The sequence below is a fragment of the Streptomyces physcomitrii genome (assembly GCF_012273655.1).
GTDB lineage: Bacteria > Actinomycetota > Actinomycetes > Streptomycetales > Streptomycetaceae > Streptomyces > Streptomyces physcomitrii.
Map to the genome: position 1 here is coordinate 70253 of NZ_JAAWWP010000018.1, position 20483 is coordinate 90735.

The window sequence follows — 20483 nt, forward strand, 5'->3', positions numbered from 1 at the left end:
CCGAAGTCCCTTACGCCCCGTACGCCTTGCTCTCGCCCTTCACCGGCTTGGCGCCCGCCAGGAGGTGGGCCGGGACCAGATCGCGGGCGGGCTCGCTGTAGCCGACCGAGACGAGCCGGTCGCCCTCGAAGGTGAAGCGGGTGAGGGAGGCGAGGGTGCACTCCCGCTTGCGCGGGTCGTGCCAGAGCCTGCGGTTCTCCAGATGGCTGCGGAGCGTCCAGATCGGCAACTGGTGGCTCACGCACACCGCTTCGTGCCCCCGGGCCGCGTCCCGCGCCGCCTCGACGGCGGCGAGCATCCGCTCGGCCTGCTCGGTGTACGGCTCGCCCCAGGACGGGCGGAAGGGGTTGACCAGGTGCTTCCAGTTGGCGGGGCGGCGCAGCGCACCGTCCCCGACGCCGAAGGTCTTGCCCTGGAAGACGTTCTCCGCCTCGATGAGCCGCGGATCGGTGGCCAGCTCCAGGTCGTGGCCCTTGGCGATCGGCGCCGCCGTCTCCTGCGCCCGCTCCAGCGGGGAGGCGACGACGTACGTGATGTCGCGCGGCGCCAGGTGCTCGGCGACCCGGTCGGCCATCCGGCGGCCGAGTTCGGAGAGGTGGTAGCCGTCGAGGCGGCCGTAGAGGACGCCCTCCGGGTTGTGCACCTCACCGTGCCGCATCACATGGACGACGGTCCGCTCCCCGCTCACTGCCTCACCGCTCCCCTGCCGTTGCCCGCCCGTGCGCTCTTGCTGCCGCCCGCTCATCCGGTGGCCTCCGCGGCCGCGCGGGCGGCGGCCGGGAGCGCGGCGGCGACGCGCTCCACGGCGCGGTCGTCGTGCGCGGCCGAGACGAACCAGGACTCGAAGGCGGAGGGCGGCAGATAGACGCCCTGCGCCAGCATCGAGTGGAAGAAGGCGGTGAAGCGGAAGCTCTCCTGGGACTTGGCGTCCGCGAAGTCGCGCACCGGCCGCTCGGTGAAGAAGACCGAGAACATATTGGACGCGGACTGCACCCGGTGCGCCACGCCCTCCTTGCTCAGCGCCTCGGTGACCAGCGAGCGGATCCGCTCCGAGGCCGCGTCCACCTTCCGGTACGCCGCCTCGTCGAGCAGCCGCAGCTGGGCGAGGCCCGCCGCGGTCGCCACCGGGTTCCCGGAGAGGGTGCCGGCCTGGTAGACGGGGCCCGCGGGGGCGAGGTGGGCCATCACCTCGGCCCGGCCGCCGAAGGCCGCCGCGGGGAAGCCGCCGCCCATCACCTTGCCGAAGGTCATCAGGTCCGGCACCACACCGTCGACGCCGAACCAGCCCGCCCTCGACGTACGGAAGCCGGTCATCACCTCGTCCGAGACGAAGAGCGCGCCGTCGGCGGCGCACAGCTCCTTCAGCCCGGCGTTGAAACCGTCCTCCGGCGGCACCACGCCCATGTTGCCGGGCGAGGCCTCGGTGATCACACAGGCGATCTCGCCGGGGTGCGCGGCGAAGGCGGCGCGTACCGCCTCCAGGTCGTTGTACGGCAGCACCAGGGTGTCGCCGGCCTGGGCACCGGTCACGCCCGGGGTGTCCGGCAGCGCGAAGGTGGCGACCCCCGAACCGGCCGCGGCGAGCAGGGCGTCGACATGCCCGTGGTAGCAGCCCGCGAACTTGACCACCTTGCTGCGCCCGGTGAAGCCCCGGGCGAGGCGGATGGCCGACATGGTCGCCTCGGTGCCGGAGGAGACCAGGCGCACCTGCTCGACCGGCGCGACCCGGGCGACGATCTCCTCGGCGAGCTCGACCTCGCCCTGCCCCGGCGTACCGAAGGAGGTGCCGCGCCCGACGGCCGCCTGCACCGCGGCGAGCACCTCCGGGTGCGAATGGCCGAGAATCATCGGCCCCCAGGAGCAGACCAGGTCGACGTACTCGCGCCCGTCCGCGTCCGTCAGGTACGGACCCGTGCCCGAGACCATGAACCTCGGGGTGCCGCCGACCGCCCGGAAGGCGCGGACCGGCGAGTTCACGCCACCTGGGGTCACCTGCGCGGCCCGGTCGAAGAGCGCCGCGGACCGGGGCGCGTCCGCGGGGTAGGGCACGGTCTCCGCCGGGTGAACGGTGCCGTGGTCAATGTTCGCCTCTGCCATACCCCTCAGCGTACGGCCCGCGCGGCGGGCACCCCGGCCGGGCCCGGGCGGGCGGGCCGCGGGGTGGCGGCGGCGGGAGCGGCGGGTGGCGAAAGGGGGGCGGCGGCGGAAATACGCTCCCGCAAGCGATCGGCCCTCTTCTTCCGTGGTCGCGGCGCGGGCACACCACCTACCATGGGCCGGGGTTCTCACGAGCACCTCCCGCATGCCGCCGCGTCCGGGCGCCCCACGCGCCCGCGCCTCGCGGACAGCTTGTGCCGCCGCACGTTTCGGCGGGCGGCCGTGGGGGAGGTCATTGACACGATGATCGGGCTGCGCGGTACTGCTGTGCATCCAGATGAGCAGTCGGGTGGAGATATGCATCGCGGTGGCGGACTGGGCGAGGGCACTGACGACCTCGGTCCCAGGCGTGCCCGGCGGGGCAGGCATCGCCGGGACGCGCACGCGGCGGAGACGGACACGACCGGCGGCCAGTTGCCCGGCGAACGGAGCGAGACGAGCGGAACGGTGCCGGAAAGCAGGAATGGCCGGGTGGGGGTCACCTACAAATACTTCGGCGCGCCCGACGGCGCGACCGCGGCCCGGGTCCCCATCTCGATGCGGCCGGACGAGCTCGGCGGTGACGAGCTGGGCATGGGCGGCATGTTCACCAAGATCAAACCCGAGACCATGGCCGCGATGGTCCTCACCGGCATCGAAGGCGTCCCCCTGCACCGCGTCCCCCCGCTCGAACTCGTCGTCCTCCACCCGGACTACGCCGTCGTCAAGCTCCCGATGACCGTCGTCGACCCGCTCCGCGGCATCGGCGAGGAATCGGTCGGCGCCGCCGCCTTCATCTGGTCCACGGTCCCCGACCGCGGCGGCCCCCGCGACGCCTTCGACGTCTACCAACTCCTCCACGAATGGCAGGACTTCAGCCACCGGCTGCACGAGGCGGGGCATCAGCCGTACTGTCTGGTGTGGCCTTGAGCTGAGGGGCCGGTGGTTTCGGGCGGGGTCTTCGGGCCTCGCCCTCGGCATGTTCCGGGTGCGGTGCCGAGCGGCCAGGGGCTGAAGGCAACGGGCCGCCGAGGAACTGCTGCTTGGTCAAGTGGCTGGTGCCTTCCTCGCGTTCGGCGTCGGCGGTGACGTAGTCCCGGTGGCGGACGGGCGGCTGGCGCTGCTCGCGCAGTTTCCTGCACTCCACGGGGCCGGTGAACTTCCCGCCGGCGCTGCCACCGCCTGCAGTGCCGCCACCTGCGCTGCCGCCACCTGCGCTCACCAGCCCAGCAGGGTGTTGCGCAGGCTGGCCCCGGAGTGTGGACTGCGGGCATGACGAAGCCGGTGCTCTACCTGATCGCCTGTGCGGCCGGCCCCGCACAGTACGTGGACGAGGGAGTCCGGGCAGCCCAGGAAGCCGGATGGGACGTCTGCCTGGTGCTCACCCCCTCGGCCGCCCGCTGGTGGGAACCGCGCATGGCCGAGATGGCCGAGCTGACGGGCCACCCCGTGCGCTCCCAGTACAAGCTGCCCTGGGAGAAGGACGTGCTGCCGAAAGCGAGCGCGATGCTGGTGGCGCCCATGTCGAGCACCACCCTGAACAAATGGGGCGCGGGAATCTCGGACACCCTGGCCATCGGGCTGGCCTCGGAAGCCGCGCACCTGGGCGTACCGGTGGCCGCGGTACCGCACTTCAACCAGGCCCAGGGAGCGCAGCCTGCCGTCGCCCGGTCACTGGCGGTCCTTCGCGAACAAGGCGTGCTGGTGCTCGACGGACCGCAGGGCCCCGGGGCGCATCCGCCCGAGCAAGGGGACCCGCGGGGCTTTCCCTGGGCTCGGGCGGTGGGGGCGCTGGGCCGACTCCTCACCGACGGCGGCCGGTAGAGCGGCACCAGTTCGCCCCTCCATGGCGGCCGCACTCAGCCGGAGGCGAGTGCCGCGTACACGACCAGGTTGTCCTGGTAGCCGCCCTTCGCTCGGTCGTAGGGGCCGCTGCAGGTGATCAGGCGGAGTGCCGGTGGTCCGGTGTCGGTGTAGACGCGGTCCGTGGGCAGGGAGTTCTTCCCGTACTCGCGCAGGGCCCGGACGGTGAAGGTGACGGTGGACTGGTCGTCGCGGGCGAGGACGATCCGGTCCCCGGGGCGGAGCGAGGACAGACGGTGGAAGGCGCCGGGGCCGGTCGCCGAGTCGACATGGCCGACGATCACGGCAGCGCCTGGTTGGCCGGGGGCGGGTCCGTCGCTCCACCAGCCGACCTCCGACGCGTCCTCCGGGACACCGAGGCGGCCGTCCTGCTGGACCCGGAGGTCCCGGAGCGGCTGTTCGAGTCCGAGGGCGGGGATGCTGAGGAGGACCGGCGAGGCCGAGGGCTCGTCCCGGGCGGAGGAAGTGGTCCCGGCGGAGCGGCCCACGGGCAGCGAGCCGACCTCGACATGGGCGGGCGTATCCGGCTCGGCGGCGGTCAGTTCGACCGTCCCGAAGGCGGCGAGTGCCACACCCGCGCCGACGGCGACGGTCGCCGCTATGCGGCGGGGCAGGGTCGAGCGCTCCGCTGCGGTGCACTGCGGCAGGCCGCCCCGCTCAACGCGGGGCGGCCTGCCCGAAGGGGCGGGGGCGGTCATGCCCGGCCGGTACGCCGTCGGCGCAGGGCGAGCACTCCGGCGCAAGCGAGGAGCGCGCCGCCGCCGAGCGCGGTGACGGGGACGACGGGGAAGCCGCCGCCGAGCGCGGTGCCGCCGAGGCCCGCGCCCACACCGCCTTCGGGGTGCAGGTTCTCGGCCTGGTTGACGGCCGCCGTATTGGGCAGCGCGACGTACGGGAAGGAGTCGCCGGGCTGGCGGTAGGGCTCGTCGACGGCGTCGCCCGCGGCCAGCGCGGGCACGATCTTGCCGGTCTGGGCGGCGCCTTCGAGGGCCTGCAGCTCGATGTCGACGACGTCGTCGTTCAGGCGGCGGCCGTTGGGGAAGCCCTGGAGGTCCTTGCCGAGGACGCCGAGGCGGTTGGGGCGGGCGGTCGGCGGGACCGACATGTTCAGCCGCAGTTCCTCGGCCGGGAGGATGGCGCTCTTGTCGGCGTCGGCGTTGAGCTGCTGCGAGTTGAGGTCGGCCTTGATGGGGCCGCAGCTCTTGCAGATGCCGGTGAGGAAGATCTCGACCAGGTCGTTGCGGGGCGTGGCGGGGGCGGGCACGCCGTAGATGTTCTCGATCAGCTTCGGGACGATCGGGTCCTTGACCTTGTCCACGACGGGCGTGACGGTGTTGTCCTTGTCGGGGCTGAGGCCGTTGAAGGCGTCCTTGTACTTCAGGGGGACGACCACCTCGTTGACCAGCGGGTTGCCCAGCCGGGAGACCTGGCGCCAGCCGCTCTCGCCGCCCTTACCGGGTACGCCCTTGCCGTCGCCGCCCCCGCCCGCCCGGGGCGCGGTGTTCTCGCCGCCCTTGCTCCCGGCGCCGGTGACCTCCGCCCCCTTGCGGTCGGTGGTGGCCCAGACGCCGATCACAGGGTTGCGGCGGACGTCGCCCTTGAGGGCCAGGTCCTTCTTGGGGACCTGGATCGCGAGGGTGTTGACGTTGTACCCGGCCAGGGTGTTGTGGCCGGTCTCCTTGAGGTTGCCGCCGTAGAGGAGGTCGAAGATCCGCAGGTCGAGGAAGAAGGAGTCGGAGGCCTGCCCGGCGAAGGTCACGCCGCCGCCGGGCAGTTGGGTGAGGGCCTCGTCGCGCAGCGCGGCGTAGTCGGGCATCGAGGCCTTGCCGACGTTGGAGGGCGCGGCCGGGGCGTCCTCCACGAGCGTCTTGGTGTTCCCCCCGCTGTCGGTGGAGGTCAGCTTGTAGGTCTGACGGAAGTTCAGGGTCTCGTCGTCCACCGACCGGACGACGCCGGTGTTGTAGAGGAACTGGTCGGCCGCGTCCCGGACATGGTCGGTGAACGTCCAGGTGTAGGTGGTGTCCGGCTTGCCGTTCCCGTCGCTGTCGATCCTGATGTGGTACTGCGCGTCGTTCGCGAACGGGTAGAAGGTGGGACCGCCGTTGGGCTCCTCGAAGGGGATCCAGTTCGCCACCAGGGTCACGGTGTCGGGCTTGTCCGGGCTGGTGAAGGCGTAGACATCGGTGTTGTCGGCCTTCGGGTCGCCCGAGGTCATCGGCGCTTCGCGGTGGCTGGAGGCCGAACTCGTGGCGGGGGCGAGCCCGGTGAGGGCGGCCGCGGTCACCAGGGCGAGCGTGCCGGTCGTGGCGAAGGCGCGTTCGATGCGCCGGGTCGCGGGACGTTTTCGGGAGCGCGGGAGAGACTGCATGGTCGATCCGTTCCGGTGGGGCCCGTTGCGAGGGCCGTGGGTGCAGGGCGGAGCAGGCGGTGCTCGACGCGCCACAACGGGCCGGGCAGGGGCTCGCCGGTGGAGCGACCACTGCGCGGTAAAAGTCCCATAAGCGACGTTTGCGTCACCAGAAGGGCACCACGGGTGAACCGCCGCGGCAATCGGCGCCGGACCAGAGGAGCCGGCAACCCCGTGTGAGGTGCCGCCGAACCGGTCGGACGCGCGGCGCCGGGTGGGTGAGGTGCACGCCTCGGAGCCGAAGCGCGCGGCGACCGAGCCCCTACGCCGTCACCGCCGGGCCGCATCCGGACGGCCCGCTCGGCCCGCCCGGACCGGCGGCAGCGCGCTTACCACACCCGCGGCAAAGCCGTCGGCCCGTTGCCGGGTCCACCAGACGGAGGAGAAGGAGGAACGGGGACCGTACGCGGCTGCGTCGAGGAACGCCCGGAAGCGCGCAGCGCACCGGTGTACTGGTCGGCCAGCCGGGCGCATTGGGCGGCGGCGTAGCGGTGCGCCTCACCCGCGTCGACGCTCCCGTCGTGGTCCCGGTCGATACGCGGGCGCTCCTGAGCCGCCGCGATCTCCGCCCGGTCGACCACGACGAGCGCGTCGACAGGGACTCACACATCAGGTTCGGCGCCCGCACACACGGAGAACAGTGGGCCGTACACCTCCCCCGAGGGACCGGCGCAGCCTCACGGACGCACGGTGCACAGGGCAAGCAGGCAGAGATTGAAACCCTGGGTGTTGCTCGGTCCGGAATTCGGTCCGGAGTCGCCGACCGTGCACTGCGACAGCAGGCAGAGATTTCCTCCCTGAACTCCGCGGTAGGCGTCGGCGAGAGCGGCGAGTGGCGAAGGCTCACCAGCCGCACGCGTGGACAGTGTCCGGGACTCGGCGGATCCGGAGTCACCGGTGGTCGCCCCCGCGGCACCCGCGGAAACCAGCAGAAGTGCGGCGGATATCGGCAGCGCCCACCAACGGCGGGATGTCATCGACTTATTCAAGATCATCTCCGGGTTCGAGGAATACACAGATGCCCCCTCCCTTCGGAGCGGCCGGCTCCCCGGATTGGTGCGGATGCCGCGGAAGCGGCCCGGGCGGCGGTTGTACGGTTCTCCAACCGCATGGGGTTGATGTGACCTGTGACACACGAGCAATCCATCTGGACCACGGCCCCGAAGGCTTCCACAGCAACGCAACCGAGAAAAAGCCGACATGACGGGGACTCACCTCGTTGTGCCCGGACACAACGAGGGGGTTGCCGCGGGCCGTGGCCGGCTGCGGCGGTCTCCTGAACCAGCAGATATCTGCGGCGTCACGGATGCAGGAATTCACCGCATGTGCGGATGACCTTTCTTGCCTGCCAGGCCGCGGCGCCGACCAGCCGTCCCTGCGAATCCGGAATTCGAGCATCACCGAGCCGAGAGGTGAATTCCTTCATGACCGACTCCGGAAACACGGGGGCCACGGAGAACACGTCCGGAGCAGGCATCGTGCAGGAACTGACTGCCGCTCAGCAGGGAATCTGGTTCGCGCAGAAGATCGACCCGGGAAATCCCGGCTGGAACATCGCCGAATACGCGGTCATACCCGGCGCGGTCGACCATGAGGTGCTCCGCGCGGCCGTACGGCACGTCGCCGGGGAGACGGACGCGCTGCGGCTGGTCTTCGGCGAGCGGGACGGCGTTCCGTACCAGCGGGTCGGGGCCGAGTCCGCACTCGACGTGGACCTCGTCGACCTCTCCGCGGAGCCGGAGCCGGAGCGCGAGGCGCAGCGGCGGATGGCGGCGGACCTCGGCCGCCCGGCGGACACCTCGACCGGCCCGCTGATCCGGTTGACCCTCTACCGCTTGGCCGACCGGCTGTTCTTCTTCCACCAGCAGGTGCACCACCTCGCCCTGGACGGTTACAGCGCCGCGCTCGCACTCGCCCGCATCGCCGACGTCTACACCCGGCTCGCCGCGGACGGCGGCGAGCCGGTGCCCGTGGAGCCCCGTCCCCTCAGGCCGCTGCTCACCGAGGAGCGGGACTACCTGGCCTCCGAACAGTGCGCGGCCGACCGGGAGTTCTGGAGCACGTACCTCGACGGAGCGCCCGCTCCGGCAGGGTTCGAGGAGGGAGCCCCGACCGCCGCCCACGGCTTCGTCGCGGTCAGCAGGACGCTGGACGCCGAGCGCACCGCCCGTCTCCGGTCGGCGGCCAGGTCCGCCGGGGTGGCCTGGCCGGTCTTCTTCATGGCGGCCACCGCGGTGTATCTGCACCGCAGCCGCGGGCTGGGCGAGGTGGTCCTCGGTCTGCCGGTGACGGGCAGACGTACCGAACTCGCCCGCTCCACTCCCGGCATGCTCTCCGGCGTACTGCCGGTGCGACTGACGGTGTCCCCCTCCGACCGGGTGGCCGACGTGGCGAAGCGCGCCTCGGCGGCGGCCCGCAAGGTGCTCCGGCACCAGCGCTACCCGACAGAAAGGATTCGCCGAGACCAGGGCCTGACCAGCCCCGCGGACCGGCTGACCGGTCCGGCGGTGAACGTCATGGCCTTCGACGACACCCTCCGCTTCGGTCCTCATACGGCGACCCTGCACAACCTGTCGGTGGGCCCGGTCGACGACCTCGTGGTGGCGGTGCACGGCTCCTTCACGGACGGCGGCCTGCGGATCGACGTCCTCGGCAACCCGGCAGTGCACACCCGCGCCTCGCTGGAAGGCCACCACACGCGTCTGCTGCGGCTGCTCTCCGCCTTCGCCTCCGACCCCGGCCTGAGGGTCGGTGCGCTGCGCACCACCGCCGAGGGCGAGCACCTGCGGCTGCTCGAACTCGGGCGCAGCGAACGCGCCTCGGAGGGTTCCGGTGCCTTCGCCACACTCTCGGAGGAGTTCTCCGCCCAGGCGGCACGCACCCCCGAGCTCACCGCAGTGGTCGCCGGCGGCGCCTCCCTGACCTTCCGGCAGCTGGAGGACCGCGTCGCGGCTCTCGCCTCGGTACTGGCCGACACCGGTGCGGGCCCCGGCACCCGGGTCGCGGTCGGGCTGCCCCGCTCCGTGGACCTCGTGGTGGCGATGCTCGCCGTCCTGCGGGCAGGTGCCGCCTACGTACCGCTGGACCCCGGCTACCCCACCGAGCGCCTGGTCCACATGCTCGACGACGCGCGGCCGACGGTCCTGACGGCCACCCCGGAGACCGCCCGGCGGGTGGATCCGGACGGCTCCGTACCCCTGGTGACCGCGGATCGGCGCCCCTCCCCCGGCGCCGTGCCCACCACCCCGCCGCACCCCTCCGCGCACGACCCCGCATACGTCATCTACACCTCCGGCTCCACGGGGCGGCCCAAGGGCGTGGTCGTCGAGCACCGTTCGCTCAGCAACCTCCTGGCACACCACCGCGCGGAGGCGTACACGCAGGCCGAGCGGGTCTTCGGGCGCAGGCTCCGGGTCGCTCTCACCGCCGCCGCCTCCTTCGACGCCTCCTGGGACCCGGTGCTGTGGATGGTCGCCGGACACGAACTCCATCTCGTCGACGAGGCCACCCGCCGTGATCCGCAAGCGCTCGCGGCCTTCCTGGCGGCGGAACGCATCGACGCCGTCGAGACCACGCCCAGCTTCCTGCGCCAGCTCATGTCGGCCGGGCTGCTCGACCCCGGCTCCGCCGGACCGCGGGTGGTGGCCCTGGGCGGTGAGGCCGTCGACGAGGCCCTCTGGGAGGAACTCACCGGCCGCTCGGATCTGCTGGTCTTCAACTTCTACGGCCCTACCGAGGCGACCGTGAACGCGGTGACCGCCCGTGTCCAGGGCACCGCCCCCTCGATCGGACGCCCGGTGGCCGGTGCCCTCGCCTACGTACTCGACTCGGGTCTGCATCCACTGCCGGTGGGCGTCGCGGGAGAGCTCTATCTGGGCGGTGCGGGGGTGGCCCGGGGTTACGCGGGGCAGTCCGGCCTCACCGCCGACCGCTTCCTCCCCGACCCCTTCGCGGGCCCCGGCAGCAGGATGTACCGCACCGGCGACCTCGCGCGCTGGAGTACCGAGGGCACGCTGGAGTTCCTCGGCCGCAGCGACCAGCAGGTGAAGATCCGGGGATTCCGCGTCGAGACCGGCGAGATCGAGTCCGCGCTGCGCGCTCTTCCCGGAGTCGGCGACGCGGCGGTCGTGGCCGCCCCCGGGGACGGCGGTGAACGCCTCGCCGCCTATGTCGTACCGGCGGGCGGACGGTCCGTGGAACTCGCCGAGGCGCGCGAGTCCCTGGGCCGGATGCTGCCCGACCACCTGGTCCCGGCGCTCTGGGCGGCGGTCGAACGGCTCCCGCTCACCGCGAACGGCAAGCTCGACGCGGCGGGCCTGCCACCGGCCCGGCCGGTCGGCGCGGGCGCGGGCGGGGAACCGCGCACACCGGAAGAACGTGCGGTGTGCGAACTCTTCGCCGTGGTCCTCGACGTGCCCCATGTCGGGCGCGAGGACGACTTCTTCGCGCTGGGCGGTCACTCCCTGCTGGCCACCCGCCTGGTGAGCCGCGCACGCCGCCGTTTCGGCGTGGACCTCTCGATCGGAGCGCTCTTCGACGCGCCCACTCCGGCGGCGGTGGCCCGCCTGCTGGCCTCCGCGGAACGGGCGTCGACGCCCTCGGCCCGCCCGCGGCCCCGCCCCGGGCGCCTGCCGCTCTCGCACGCGCAGGAGCGGCTGTGGATGCTGGAGCGGCTCGGCGAGGGCGGCACCGCCTACCACCTGCCGCTCGCCCTGCGGCTGCGCGGCGACCTCGACGCGGCGGCGCTGTCCGCCGCCCTCACCGACCTGGTCCACCAGCACGAGAGCCTGCGCACCCTGATCAAGGAGGACGCGCAGGGAGCCTTCCAGGTGATCCTGCCGCCACGGGAGGCCCGGATCGGACTGGAGGTGACGGACCACCCCGCGGACGGACCCGCGGTACCCCGTCCCCGTGTCCCGGAGTTCGCGCTGGACCGCGACCTCCCCCTGCACGGGCAACTGCTCCGCACCGGGCCCGAGGAGGCGCTCCTCGTCCTGACCCTGCACCACATCGCCGTGGACGGCTGGTCGCTCGCTCCCCTCCTGAGGGATCTCTCGGCGGCCTACGCGGCCCGTCGGGCGGGCAGTGTGCCCGCCTGGAAGCCACTGCCGCTCCAGTACGCGGACTACGCCCTGTGGCAGCGGGAGGCCCTCGGCGCCACGACCACCCCGGGCAGCCTGGCCCACACGCAGCTGGCCCACTGGCGCGAGGCCCTGCGGGGTCTGCCCGCGGAGGTCACCCTGCCCGCCGACCGGCGGCGGACGGCGCACCGCTCAGGGCGGGGCGGTGCGACCGGAGTGCGAGTGGAAGCGGCGGTCCACCGCCTGCTCACCGAGATCGCGACGGAGTGCGGTGTCAGTTCCTTCATGGTGCTGCACGGCGCGCTCGCGGCTCTGATGAGCCGGCTCGGTGCCGGTGAGGACATCGTGGTGGGCACCCCGGTGGCCGGACGTACCGAGGAGGAGTTCACCGACCTGGTGGGCTTCTTCGTCAACACCCTGGTGCTGCGCACCGACACCTCGGGAGCACCCGGTTTCCGTGAACTCCTGCACCGTGTCAGGGCGGGGGACCTGGAGGCGTACGCCCACCAGGAACTCCCCTTCGAGCGACTGGTGGAGGAGCTGAACCCGCCGCGCACTCCCGCGCGGCACCCGCTGTTCCAGGTGATGCTCAGCCTCAACAACACGCCCGCGCCGCAACTGGCGCTCTCCGGCCTCGACGTGCGCCACGACCCCTCCTTCGGCCGTCCCGGCGCCAAGTTCGACCTGACCTGGGACCTGGCCGAGCACTTCGGCGCGGACGGCGCTCCCGCCGGGATCGACGGTGTCCTGGAGTTCAGCGAGGACCTCTTCGACGAGGCGACGGCGCAGGGTTTCGCCGCCCACTTCACCCGGCTGCTCACCGCCCTCCTCGACGCCCCGGACCGCCCCTTCACCGACATCGCGTTCCTCACCGGCAGCCAGCGGGACACGGCCCTGGGCGAACCGCCGTACCCCACCCAGAGCTCCGGCGCCGCTTCGGGGGACGGTCGGAGCGCGACGCTCCTGGACGTCCTGGCCACGCGCGCCATCGTCACCCCCGACCGCGTCGCCGTGGTGGACGCGGACGGAACCCTCGCCTTCCACGAACTGCACCGCCGGGTGGAGGACTTCGCCCGGCTGCTGCGAGCGGCGGGAGTGGCGCACGGCGACCGGGTGGCCGTCGCCCTGCCGCGTACGGCGGGCTACGTGGTCGCGCTGCTCGGGGTGCTGCGCGCGGGCGCGGTCCACGTGCCGCTGGATCCCCATGGTCCTCGTGACCGCAACCGGCTGATCGTCGAGACGGCGCGACCCGCGCTCCTGGTCACCACGAGCGGGCTGAGCCACAGGCTGCCCCCGGTCGAGGACTGGGCACTGCTCCTCGTGGACGACACCGCCGCCCTGGGGCGCCCGGACAGCCCGTCGCCCCTCCCGCCCCGGCCGTGCGACGCCGCGTACGTGCTCTACACCTCGGGGTCCACGGGCCGGCCCAAGGGCGTCGTGGTCGAACACCACGCGCTCACCAATCTCCTCGCCACCCACCAGGAAAGGCTGATCGGACCCGCCGAGCACGCCGTCGGCGGCGCCCCCCTGCGGGTGGCGCTCACCGCGGCGATGACCTTCGACGCCTCCTGGGACCCGCTGCTGTGGATGGTCGCGGGCCACGAACTGCACCTCGTGGACGACGCCACCCGTACGGACCCCGAGCGCCTCACCGCCTACCTGCGCGAGCACGCCGTCGACGTGATCGAGACGACCCCGTCCTTCCTGGAGCAGCTGCGCTCCTGCGGCCTGTTCGACCGCGCGCAGGCGCACCCCCGGCTGGTCGCCCTGGGCGGCGAGGCGGTCAACGAGGGGCTCTGGACCGCCCTGAGCGAGCTGGAAGGCGTGGAGGCGTGGAATCTGTACGGTCCCACCGAGGCCACCGTCGACGCCCTCGTCGCACCGCTCACCCCGGGTACCGCCCCGCACCTCGGCGATCCCGTCGCCGGCACCCGGGCCCGGGTCCTGGACTCGCGCTTCCAGCCGGTGGCACCCGGCGTGGTCGGTGAGCTGTACCTGAGCGGTCCGGGGCTGGCCCGCGGATACGAGAGGCAGGGCCCGGCCACCGCCGACCGCTTCCTCCCCGACCCCTGGGGACCTGTCGGCAGCCGCATGTACCGCACCGGGGACCTGGTGAGGCGGCGCGGCGGACGCCTGGAGTACGTGGGCCGCGCCGACGGGCAGGTCAAGGTCCGCGGATTCCGCGTCGAGACCGGCGAGGTCGAGGCCGTCCTGGCCCGGCACCCCTCGGTGGCGGACGCCGCGGTCACCGTACGCGAGGACGACACCGGCACGGCCCGGTTGCTCGCCTGGGCGGTCAACCGGGAGGGACAGCCCCTCGCCTCCTCCGACCTGCGCTCCTTCGCCAGGGAACGGCTTCCCGCCTACATGGTGCCCGCGAGGCTGTCGGTGGTGGACGCGCTGCCCCTCACCGCCCACGGCAAGACCGACTTCGCCGCCCTCACGGTGTCCGACCCTCCGGACACCGAGGAGCGGGCCGCTCCGCGTACGCCCCAGGAGGAGATCCTGTGCGCGCTCTTCGCCGAGGCGCTGGACCTCGATCGGATCGGACGCGACGACGACTTCTTCGACGCGGGCGGCCACTCGCTGCTCGCCACCCGGGTGATCGGCAGGATCCGCTCCGCCTTCGGCGCCGAACTCCCGGTACGCGCCCTCTTCGAGGCGCCCACCCCGGCCCTGCTCGCCGAGCGGCTGCGGGACGCGGCGGCCGCGCGCCCGGCACTGCGCCGCGCGGTCCGCCCCGACCCGCTTCCCCTGTCGTACGCGCAACAGCGGGTGTGGTTCCTGCACCGGATGAACCCCGAGGACCCCTCGTACCATCTGCCGGTCGTCATCCGGCTGGACGGCGCACTCGACCGGGCGGCCCTGCGGGGAGCGCTGGCCGATGTGGTGGAACGGCACGAGAGCCTGCGCACCGTCTTCCGGGACGGCTCCGAGGGCCCCGTCCAGATCGTCCTCGGCGCCGGTGACGCCGCCGTGGAACTGCCGGAGACCGCGACGGCCGAGCACGGACTCGCCACCGCCCTGCGGGCCGCCGCCGCGGAACCCTTCGACCTCAGCCGTCAACCGCCCTTGCGTGCCCGCCTCTTCACCCTGGACGCGCACCGCCACGCACTGCTCGTGACGGTCCATCACATCGCGGCGGACGGCTGGTCCATGGGCCCGCTGGCCCAGGACCTGGCAGGTGCCTACGCAGCGCGCGCGGGCGGCTCGGCCCCGCGCCGGCACGCACTGCCCGTGCAGTACGCCGACTACACCCTGTGGCAACGCGCGCTGCTCGGCGGGACCGGCGCGCCCGAGGAGGTGGCCGTCCGGCAACTCGACTACTGGAAAGCCCAGTTGGCCGGTGCCCCGGAGGAGACCTCGCTGCCCGCCGACCGGGCACGGCCGACCGTGCCCTCGGGCGAGGGCGGTCTCGTCGGACTGCGGCTCGGCCCTGAGGCAACGGCGGCCGTGGCGGACCTGGCGCGGGCGAGCGGCTCCAGCGTCTTCATGGTGCTGCACGCCTCGCTGACGGCACTGCTCCACCGGCTCGGCGGCGACGAGGACCTCACCGTCGGCACGCCGATCGCCGGACGTACCGACGAGGCGCTCGACGGTCTGGTCGGCTTCTTCGTCAACACCCTCGCGCTGCGGGTGCGCGCCACCGGCGATCTCACCTTCCGCGAACTCCTCGGCCGGGCCAGGGAGACGGACCTCGCCGCCTACGCCCACCAGGACATCCCCTTCGAGCGTCTGGTCGAGGAAGTGCGGCCGGCCCGCTCCCTCGGCCGCCATCCCCTGTTCCAGGTGATGCTCACGCTCGACAACACCCCGCCGCCCAGCCTGCGGCTGCCCGGTCTGGAAGCACGAGTGGAGCCCGTCGCGACCGGCGGCACGAAGTTCGACCTGTCCCTGAGTCTGCGCCCCACGCGCCAGGCCCCGCACGGCGCCGGACAGGCGGGATCCGTCCAGGAGCCCGATCCCGCCGCCGTCATGGACGGCACCCTCGAATTCGACCGGGACCTCTTCGACCTCGCGTCCGCCCAGCTGCTCGCCCGGCGGTTCGTGCGGCTGGTCGAGCAGGCGACCGCCGCACCGGACACCCCGCTGCGGGAGTTGACCGTCCTGCTGCCGGGAGAGGAGGCGCAGCAACTCGCCCTCGGTACCGGACCGTGCCCGCCCGAGGACGGCCCGGAGACGGTGGTGGCCCACTTCGCCCGGACCGCGGCCTCCCGCCCGGACGACCTCGCGGTCGTCGCGCCCGACGGGCGATTGACCTTCGCCGAACTCGACGCGCGTGCCGGCCGACTGGCGGCCCTCCTCACGGAGGAAGGCGTACGGCCCGGCGAACCGGTCTCCGTGCTGCTCACCCGCTCGGCGGACTCGCTCACCGCGCTGCTCGCCGTGCTGCGGGCCCGGGCCGTCTACGCGCCGCTCGATCCCGGCCTGCCACCCGCCCGGCTCGCGCTGCTCCTGGACGACACCCGCCCCCGTACCGTCGTCACCACGCGGGAGACGGCCAGCCGCATACCCGGGGAGCAGGCTCGTCTGCTCCTCGACAGCGCCCCCGTGGCCGCCGCGCTCGCCCGGGAAGCGGTCCGGCCGGGCCCCCCGCCCGGTCCCGCGGATCCCGCCTACCTCGTCCACACCTCCGGATCCACCGGGCGCCCCAAGGGAGTCCTGGTCGGGCACGGCTCCCTCGCCCGTCTCCTGGGCCACCACCGGGAGCACCTCTTCGCCTCGGCCGTCCGCGGCACCGGGGAGCGGCTGAAGGTGGCGCTCACCGCCTCCCTCTCCTTCGACGCGTCCTGGGACCCGATCCTGTGGATGTGCGACGGGCACGAACTGCACCTGATCGACGACCTGACCCGGCGTGACCCCGAGGCCCTGGTGGACCGGGTGCGAACAGCAGGACTCGATGTCTTGGAGACCACGCCGACCTACGCCCGGCAGCTCCTGGACGCCGGACTGCTCGCCCCGCACGCACCCGGCCCGCGGGTCCTGGCCCTCGGCGGGGAGGCGGTACCCGAGAGTCTGTGGCGCGAGCTGGGCGACGGCACCGGGGACCTCCGGTGCTGGAATCTCTACGGGCCCACCGAGGCGACGGTGGACACCCTCACCGGCCCGGTCGGCGGCGGGCAGCCGGTGCTCGGCAGCCCGGTGACCGGCACCCGTGCCTACCTTCTGGACACCCGGCTCCGTCCGGTGCCGCCCGGTGCCGTCGGCGACCTGCACCTGGCGGGCGACAGCCTCGCCCTCGGCTACCTCGGCCGCCCCGGAGAGACCGCCCGAAGCTTCGTCCCGGACCCGTTCGGACCACCCGGTGCCCGCATGTACCGCACCGGCGACCGGGCCCGCCGCACCGCGGACGGCTCCCTCCTCTTCGAGGGCCGCGCGGACGACCAGGTCAAGATCCGCGGCTTCCGCGTCGAACCCGACGAGATCGCCACCGTCGTGCGGAAGCACCCGGCCCTCGTACAGGCCGCGGTCGCCGTCCACGAGGACGGGCGGCTCGGCACCCGGCTGGCCGCCTGGGTGGTCCCCGCACAGCCCGGCGAGGCACCCGGCATCGCCTCCCTCCGCGCACACTGCGCGGCGCACCTGCCCGGCCACATGGTCCCCACCGCCTGGAAGGTCGTGGAGAGCCTCCCGCTCACCCCGAGCGGCAAGCTCGACCGGGCCGCCCTGCCCGCGCCCGCCACCCCCGAGACGGGCACCGGCGGCCGCGGTCCGCGCAACCCGCGCGAGGACGTGCTGTGCGCCCTCTTCGCCGAGGTCCTCGGCCTCGAGCAGATCGGCGTCGACGACGACTTCTTCGCCCTCGGCGGCCACTCACTGCTCGCCACCCGCCTCATCACACGCATCCGCGACGCCCTCGGAGTCGAGGTCGGCATCCGAGCCCTCTTCGAGGCCCCCACGGTCGCCGCGCTCGGCGCACGACTCCTCGACGGCGGCGAGGACAACTCCCTGGCCACCCTGCTGCCCCTGCGCACCAAGGGCGAGCTGCCGCCCCTGTTCTGCGTCCACCCCGCGGGCGGTCTCGCCTGGTCGTACGCGGGGCTGCTGCCCCACCTCGACCCAGACCAGCCGCTCTACGGACTCCAGACACCGAACCTGGACGGCGAGGCGCCCTTCCCCGCCGGCATCGAGGCCATGGCCGCGGTCTACGCACAGGAGATCCGCACCGTCCAGCCGCACGGACCGTACCGCCTGCTCGGCTGGTCCTTCGGCGGCAACGTCGTCCAGGAGGTCGCGGTCCAACTGCAGGAAGCGGGCGAGGAGGTGGCCCTGCTCGCCATCCTCGACGCCTTCCCGCTCGCGCCGCTGGACAGCCTGGACAGCGCGGACCGCGACACCGTCTTCCGGGCCCTGCTGAGCAACCTCGGGGTCGACGAGGAGCTGCTCCCCGAGGACACCGCCGTCGACGCCACCGCTGTACGCGACGAACTGCGCCGCCTCGGCAGCCCGCTGGGTGGACTCGAACCGCCCACGATCGAGCGGATGGTGGACAACTTCGCGGGACAGGCCCGGCTGATGCGCGCCTACACCCCGCGCGCCTTCCACGGCCCGCTGCTGTTCTTCAACGCCACCGAGGGCCGTCCCGCGGACGCCTTCGGCACCGACCTCTGGGCGCCCTACGTGACCGGTCCGATCGACCGGCACGACGTGCCCTGCGCACACGCCCAGATGATGCGGCCGCCCGGCCGTGAACAGATCGGCACCACGGTGGCCGCGCAGCTGCGCGCCCTCCTCCCCACCCCGTCAGGAGAAGCCTCGTGACCAATCCCTTCGACGACCCCCAGACCGAGCACCGCGTCGTCGTCAACGACGAGGGGCAGCATGCCCTGTGGCCCGCCTTCGCCTCCGTCCCCGACGGCTGGGAGAGCGTGCACGGCCCCGCCGCCCGCGAGGAGTGCCTGGACTACGTCGACCGCAACTGGACGGACCTCACTCCCCGCAGCGCCCGCATCGCCGTCGGCTGATCCGGCCCTCGACCACCGAGAAAGGCAATGATGACGTCTCGTCCGGCACCACCGGCCCCGGCCATCCGCGCCGAAGGCCTCGTCAAGCGCTTCGGCGCGAAGCAGGCACTCGCCGGGGTCGACCTGGAGGCCCCGCGCGGCACCGTCCTCGGCGTCCTCGGCCCGAACGGCGCGGGGAAGACCACCACGGTGCGCATCCTCACGACGTTGATGCGCCCCGACGCGGGCCGCGCCGAGGTGGCCGGACGGGACGTCCTCGCGGACCCCGAGGGCGTACGCGAGCACCTGGGCCTCTCGGGCCAGTACGCCGCCGTCGACGAGAAGCTGACCGGGCGCGAGAACCTCTACCTGGTGGCCCGCCTCTACGGCATGGGCCGACGGGCCGCCCGGCGCCGCGCCGACCGGCTCCTCGGCGAATTCCGCCTGGAGGAGGCGGCGGACCGGCCGAGCGGCACCTTCTCCGGCGGGATGCGCCGCCGCCTCGACCTGGCCGGGGCGCTCGTCGCCCGGCCCGAGGTCGTCGTCCTCGACGAACCCACCACCGGCCTCGACCCCCGCGGCCGCGCCGACACCTGGAAGGCGGTACGCGACCTGGTCGGCGAGGGCACCACCGTGCTGCTCACCACCCAGTACCTCGAAGAGGCCGACCAACTGGCCGACAGCATCGCCGTCATCGACCGGGGCCGCGTGATCGCCCGTGGCTCCGCCGCGCAGCTCAAGGCGCGGATCGGCGGCGAGCGGCTGACCCTGACCGTCGCCGATCCGCGCGCGGTCGCACCGGTCGGCGAGCTCCTCGACTCCCTCGGCCCGCACCGCTGCGACCACGACCCCCGCACCGGCCGCTTCACCGTCGCCGTCGAACACGGCGCCCACAGCCTGGAGTACGCCCTCTCCCTGCTGCGCGGCTGGGGAGTCACCGTGCGCGACGTGGAACTGGCGCCGCCCACCCTCGACGACGTCTTCCTCGAACTCACCGGCGGAGCACCGCCCCCGGGCCCGGTTCCCGCGGAGCCGGACGCCGCGGCAGCCCTGACCACGGGGAGCCGCGCATGAGCGCCGTGCACCGCATCCCGCGCGACGCCACCATCGTCGCCTGGCGCAACCTGCTCAACCTGCGCCGCACCCCCGGCTCCGTCATCGCCGCCCTGATCCAGCCGGTGATGTTCGTCCTGCTGCTCGCCTACGTCTTCGGCGGCAGCCTCGGCGGCGGCGACTACCGCACCTTCCTGATGGGCGGCATCTTCGCCCAGGCGGTCACCTTCAACGCCGCCTTCACCGCCCTCGGGCTCGCCAAGGACCTCGACAACGGCATCGTCGACCGCTTCCGTTCGCTGCCGATGCCCCGCATGGCCGTCCTCCTCGGGCGCACCCTCTCCGACCTCTCGATGAGCGTCGTCACCCTCACGGTGACCTCGCTGTGCGGCCTGCTCGTCGGCTGGCGCGTCGGCGGATCCGCCCTCGAGGCCGTCCTCGCCTACCTGCTCATCCTGCTCTTCGCCTTCGCCATGTCCTGGGTCGGCGCCGCCATCGGCCTGATGGCCCGCAGCGTCGAGGTGGCGCAGAGCGCCGGGCTCATCTGGCTCTTCCCGGTCACCTTCGTCTCCTCCTCCTTCGTCTCCACCCGCACCATGCCGGGCCCCCTCCGGACCGTCGCCGAGTGGAACCCGGTCTCCGCCACCGCGACCGCCGTCCGCGACCTGCTCGGCAACCCGCCCCCGCCCGGCACCGACCCCGGCACCGCCTGGCCCGTCGTCCACGCCCTCCCCTACGCACTCGGCTGCGCGGCACTGATCACCGCCGTGTTCATGGCCCTGTCCCTGCGCCGCTTCCGCAGGATCTCTCTGGTCTGACGAACCGCCCACGCCACCCACCCGGGACGAGCACGCTGCTTGCGGCGGGCGATCCGGCAAGGAGCCGGACACCGCAGCGGCGGGCCTCCGGCCGTCCACGGCCCGGACCGGCCTTCACCTCGCTCGGACACCAGGCGGACTGCCCCGGGCTGTGCGGGCATTCAGTGCCGAACCGATGCTC

12 protein-coding genes are annotated in these 20483 nt (G+C 73.3%); 6 read left to right on the top strand and 6 right to left on the bottom strand.

From position 1 onward, the window contains the following. Positions 1-10: 10 nt before the first annotated feature. Together HFV08_RS24670 and hemL are read right to left on the bottom strand one after the other, a co-directional pair. Complete coding sequence (locus tag HFV08_RS24670) at positions 11-658, bottom strand: histidine phosphatase family protein (protein ID WP_246342032.1); 648 nt, start codon at positions 656-658, stop codon at positions 11-13. Between the two features lie 83 nt (positions 659-741). Continuing rightward, entirely contained in the window at positions 742-2097 is a 1356-nt protein-coding gene (hemL, locus tag HFV08_RS24675) for a glutamate-1-semialdehyde 2,1-aminomutase (RefSeq protein WP_168542563.1), read from the bottom strand. Between the two features lie 357 nt (positions 2098-2454). On the opposite strand from hemL, the gene HFV08_RS24680 reads away from it, so the two are divergent. Both HFV08_RS24680 and HFV08_RS24685 read left to right on the top strand, forming a co-directional pair. Further along, positions 2455-3066 carry a hypothetical protein gene (locus tag HFV08_RS24680; RefSeq protein ID WP_168542565.1) on the top strand — a complete coding sequence of 204 codons (612 nt, stop codon included), beginning with the start codon at positions 2455-2457 and terminating at the stop codon, positions 3064-3066. A 342-nt stretch (positions 3067-3408) separates the two neighbouring features. Continuing rightward, positions 3409-3960, top strand: a complete 552-nt coding sequence (locus tag HFV08_RS24685; RefSeq protein ID WP_168542567.1) for a flavoprotein — start codon at positions 3409-3411, stop codon at positions 3958-3960. Positions 3961-3995: 35 nt separating this feature from the next. On the opposite strand, the gene HFV08_RS24690 is transcribed toward HFV08_RS24685, so the two are convergent. From HFV08_RS24690 to HFV08_RS32165, 4 genes are all read right to left on the bottom strand, one after another. Then, positions 3996-4697: a class F sortase gene (locus HFV08_RS24690; protein WP_168542569.1), complete on the bottom strand. Its 702-nt coding sequence runs from the start codon at positions 4695-4697 to the stop codon at positions 3996-3998. Next, the gene (locus HFV08_RS24695) at positions 4694-6367 is read right to left on the bottom strand and encodes a DUF4331 domain-containing protein (protein WP_168542571.1); all 1674 of its coding nucleotides are present in this window, start codon (positions 6365-6367) and stop codon (positions 4694-4696) included. The genes HFV08_RS24690 and HFV08_RS24695 overlap by 4 nt, the downstream gene beginning before the upstream one ends. A 716-nt stretch (positions 6368-7083) precedes the next feature. Continuing rightward, a complete protein-coding gene (locus tag HFV08_RS32415) occupies positions 7084-7383 on the bottom strand; it encodes a hypothetical protein (RefSeq protein ID WP_312885818.1) in 300 nt (99 codons plus the stop codon). A gap of 323 nt (positions 7384-7706) precedes the next feature. Next, positions 7707-7832 carry a hypothetical protein gene (locus HFV08_RS32165; protein ID WP_281373547.1) on the bottom strand — a complete coding sequence of 42 codons (126 nt, stop codon included), beginning with the start codon at positions 7830-7832 and terminating at the stop codon, positions 7707-7709. Here HFV08_RS32165 and HFV08_RS24705 point away from each other — a divergent pair. The 4 genes from HFV08_RS24705 to HFV08_RS24720 are packed head-to-tail and all read left to right on the top strand — an operon-like array spanning position 7831 to position 20302. Further along, entirely contained in the window at positions 7831-18249 is a 10419-nt protein-coding gene (locus HFV08_RS24705) for a non-ribosomal peptide synthetase (RefSeq protein WP_168542573.1), read from the top strand. The two genes, HFV08_RS32165 and HFV08_RS24705, sit on opposite strands and share 2 nt — an antisense overlap. Then, a complete protein-coding gene (locus HFV08_RS24710) occupies positions 18246-18452 on the top strand; it encodes an MbtH family protein (protein ID WP_168542575.1) in 207 nt (68 codons plus the stop codon). Before HFV08_RS24705 ends, HFV08_RS24710 begins: the two co-directional genes overlap by 4 nt. A gap of 27 nt (positions 18453-18479) precedes the next feature. Beyond that, the gene (locus tag HFV08_RS24715) at positions 18480-19505 is read left to right on the top strand and encodes an ATP-binding cassette domain-containing protein (protein ID WP_168542577.1); all 1026 of its coding nucleotides are present in this window, start codon (positions 18480-18482) and stop codon (positions 19503-19505) included. Beyond that, positions 19502-20302 (top strand): ABC transporter permease, encoded by an 801-nt coding sequence (locus HFV08_RS24720; RefSeq protein ID WP_168542579.1) that lies wholly within the window; start codon positions 19502-19504, stop codon positions 20300-20302. The genes HFV08_RS24715 and HFV08_RS24720 overlap by 4 nt, the downstream gene beginning before the upstream one ends. Positions 20303-20483 lie beyond the last annotated feature (181 nt).

Excerpts from the sequence above, each read along its gene's own strand:
- HFV08_RS24670 (WP_246342032.1), bottom strand. The coding sequence starts at position 658 with ATGCGGCACGGTGAGGTGCACAACCCGGAGGGCGTCCTCTACGGCCGC.
- hemL (WP_168542563.1), bottom strand. The coding sequence starts at position 2,097 with ATGGCAGAGGCGAACATTGACCACGGCACCGTTCACCCGGCGGAGACC.
- HFV08_RS24680 (WP_168542565.1), top strand. The coding sequence starts at position 2,455 with ATGCATCGCGGTGGCGGACTGGGCGAGGGCACTGACGACCTCGGTCCC.
- HFV08_RS24685 (WP_168542567.1), top strand. The coding sequence starts at position 3,409 with ATGACGAAGCCGGTGCTCTACCTGATCGCCTGTGCGGCCGGCCCCGCA.
- HFV08_RS24690 (WP_168542569.1), bottom strand. The coding sequence starts at position 4,697 with ATGACCGCCCCCGCCCCTTCGGGCAGGCCGCCCCGCGTTGAGCGGGGC.
- HFV08_RS24695 (WP_168542571.1), bottom strand. The coding sequence starts at position 6,367 with ATGCAGTCTCTCCCGCGCTCCCGAAAACGTCCCGCGACCCGGCGCATC.
- HFV08_RS32415 (WP_312885818.1), bottom strand. The coding sequence starts at position 7,383 with ATGACATCCCGCCGTTGGTGGGCGCTGCCGATATCCGCCGCACTTCTG.
- HFV08_RS24705 (WP_168542573.1), top strand. The coding sequence starts at position 7,831 with ATGACCGACTCCGGAAACACGGGGGCCACGGAGAACACGTCCGGAGCA.
- HFV08_RS32165 (WP_281373547.1), bottom strand. The coding sequence starts at position 7,832 with ATGAAGGAATTCACCTCTCGGCTCGGTGATGCTCGAATTCCGGATTCG.
- HFV08_RS24715 (WP_168542577.1), top strand. The coding sequence starts at position 18,480 with ATGATGACGTCTCGTCCGGCACCACCGGCCCCGGCCATCCGCGCCGAA.
- HFV08_RS24720 (WP_168542579.1), top strand. The coding sequence starts at position 19,502 with ATGAGCGCCGTGCACCGCATCCCGCGCGACGCCACCATCGTCGCCTGG.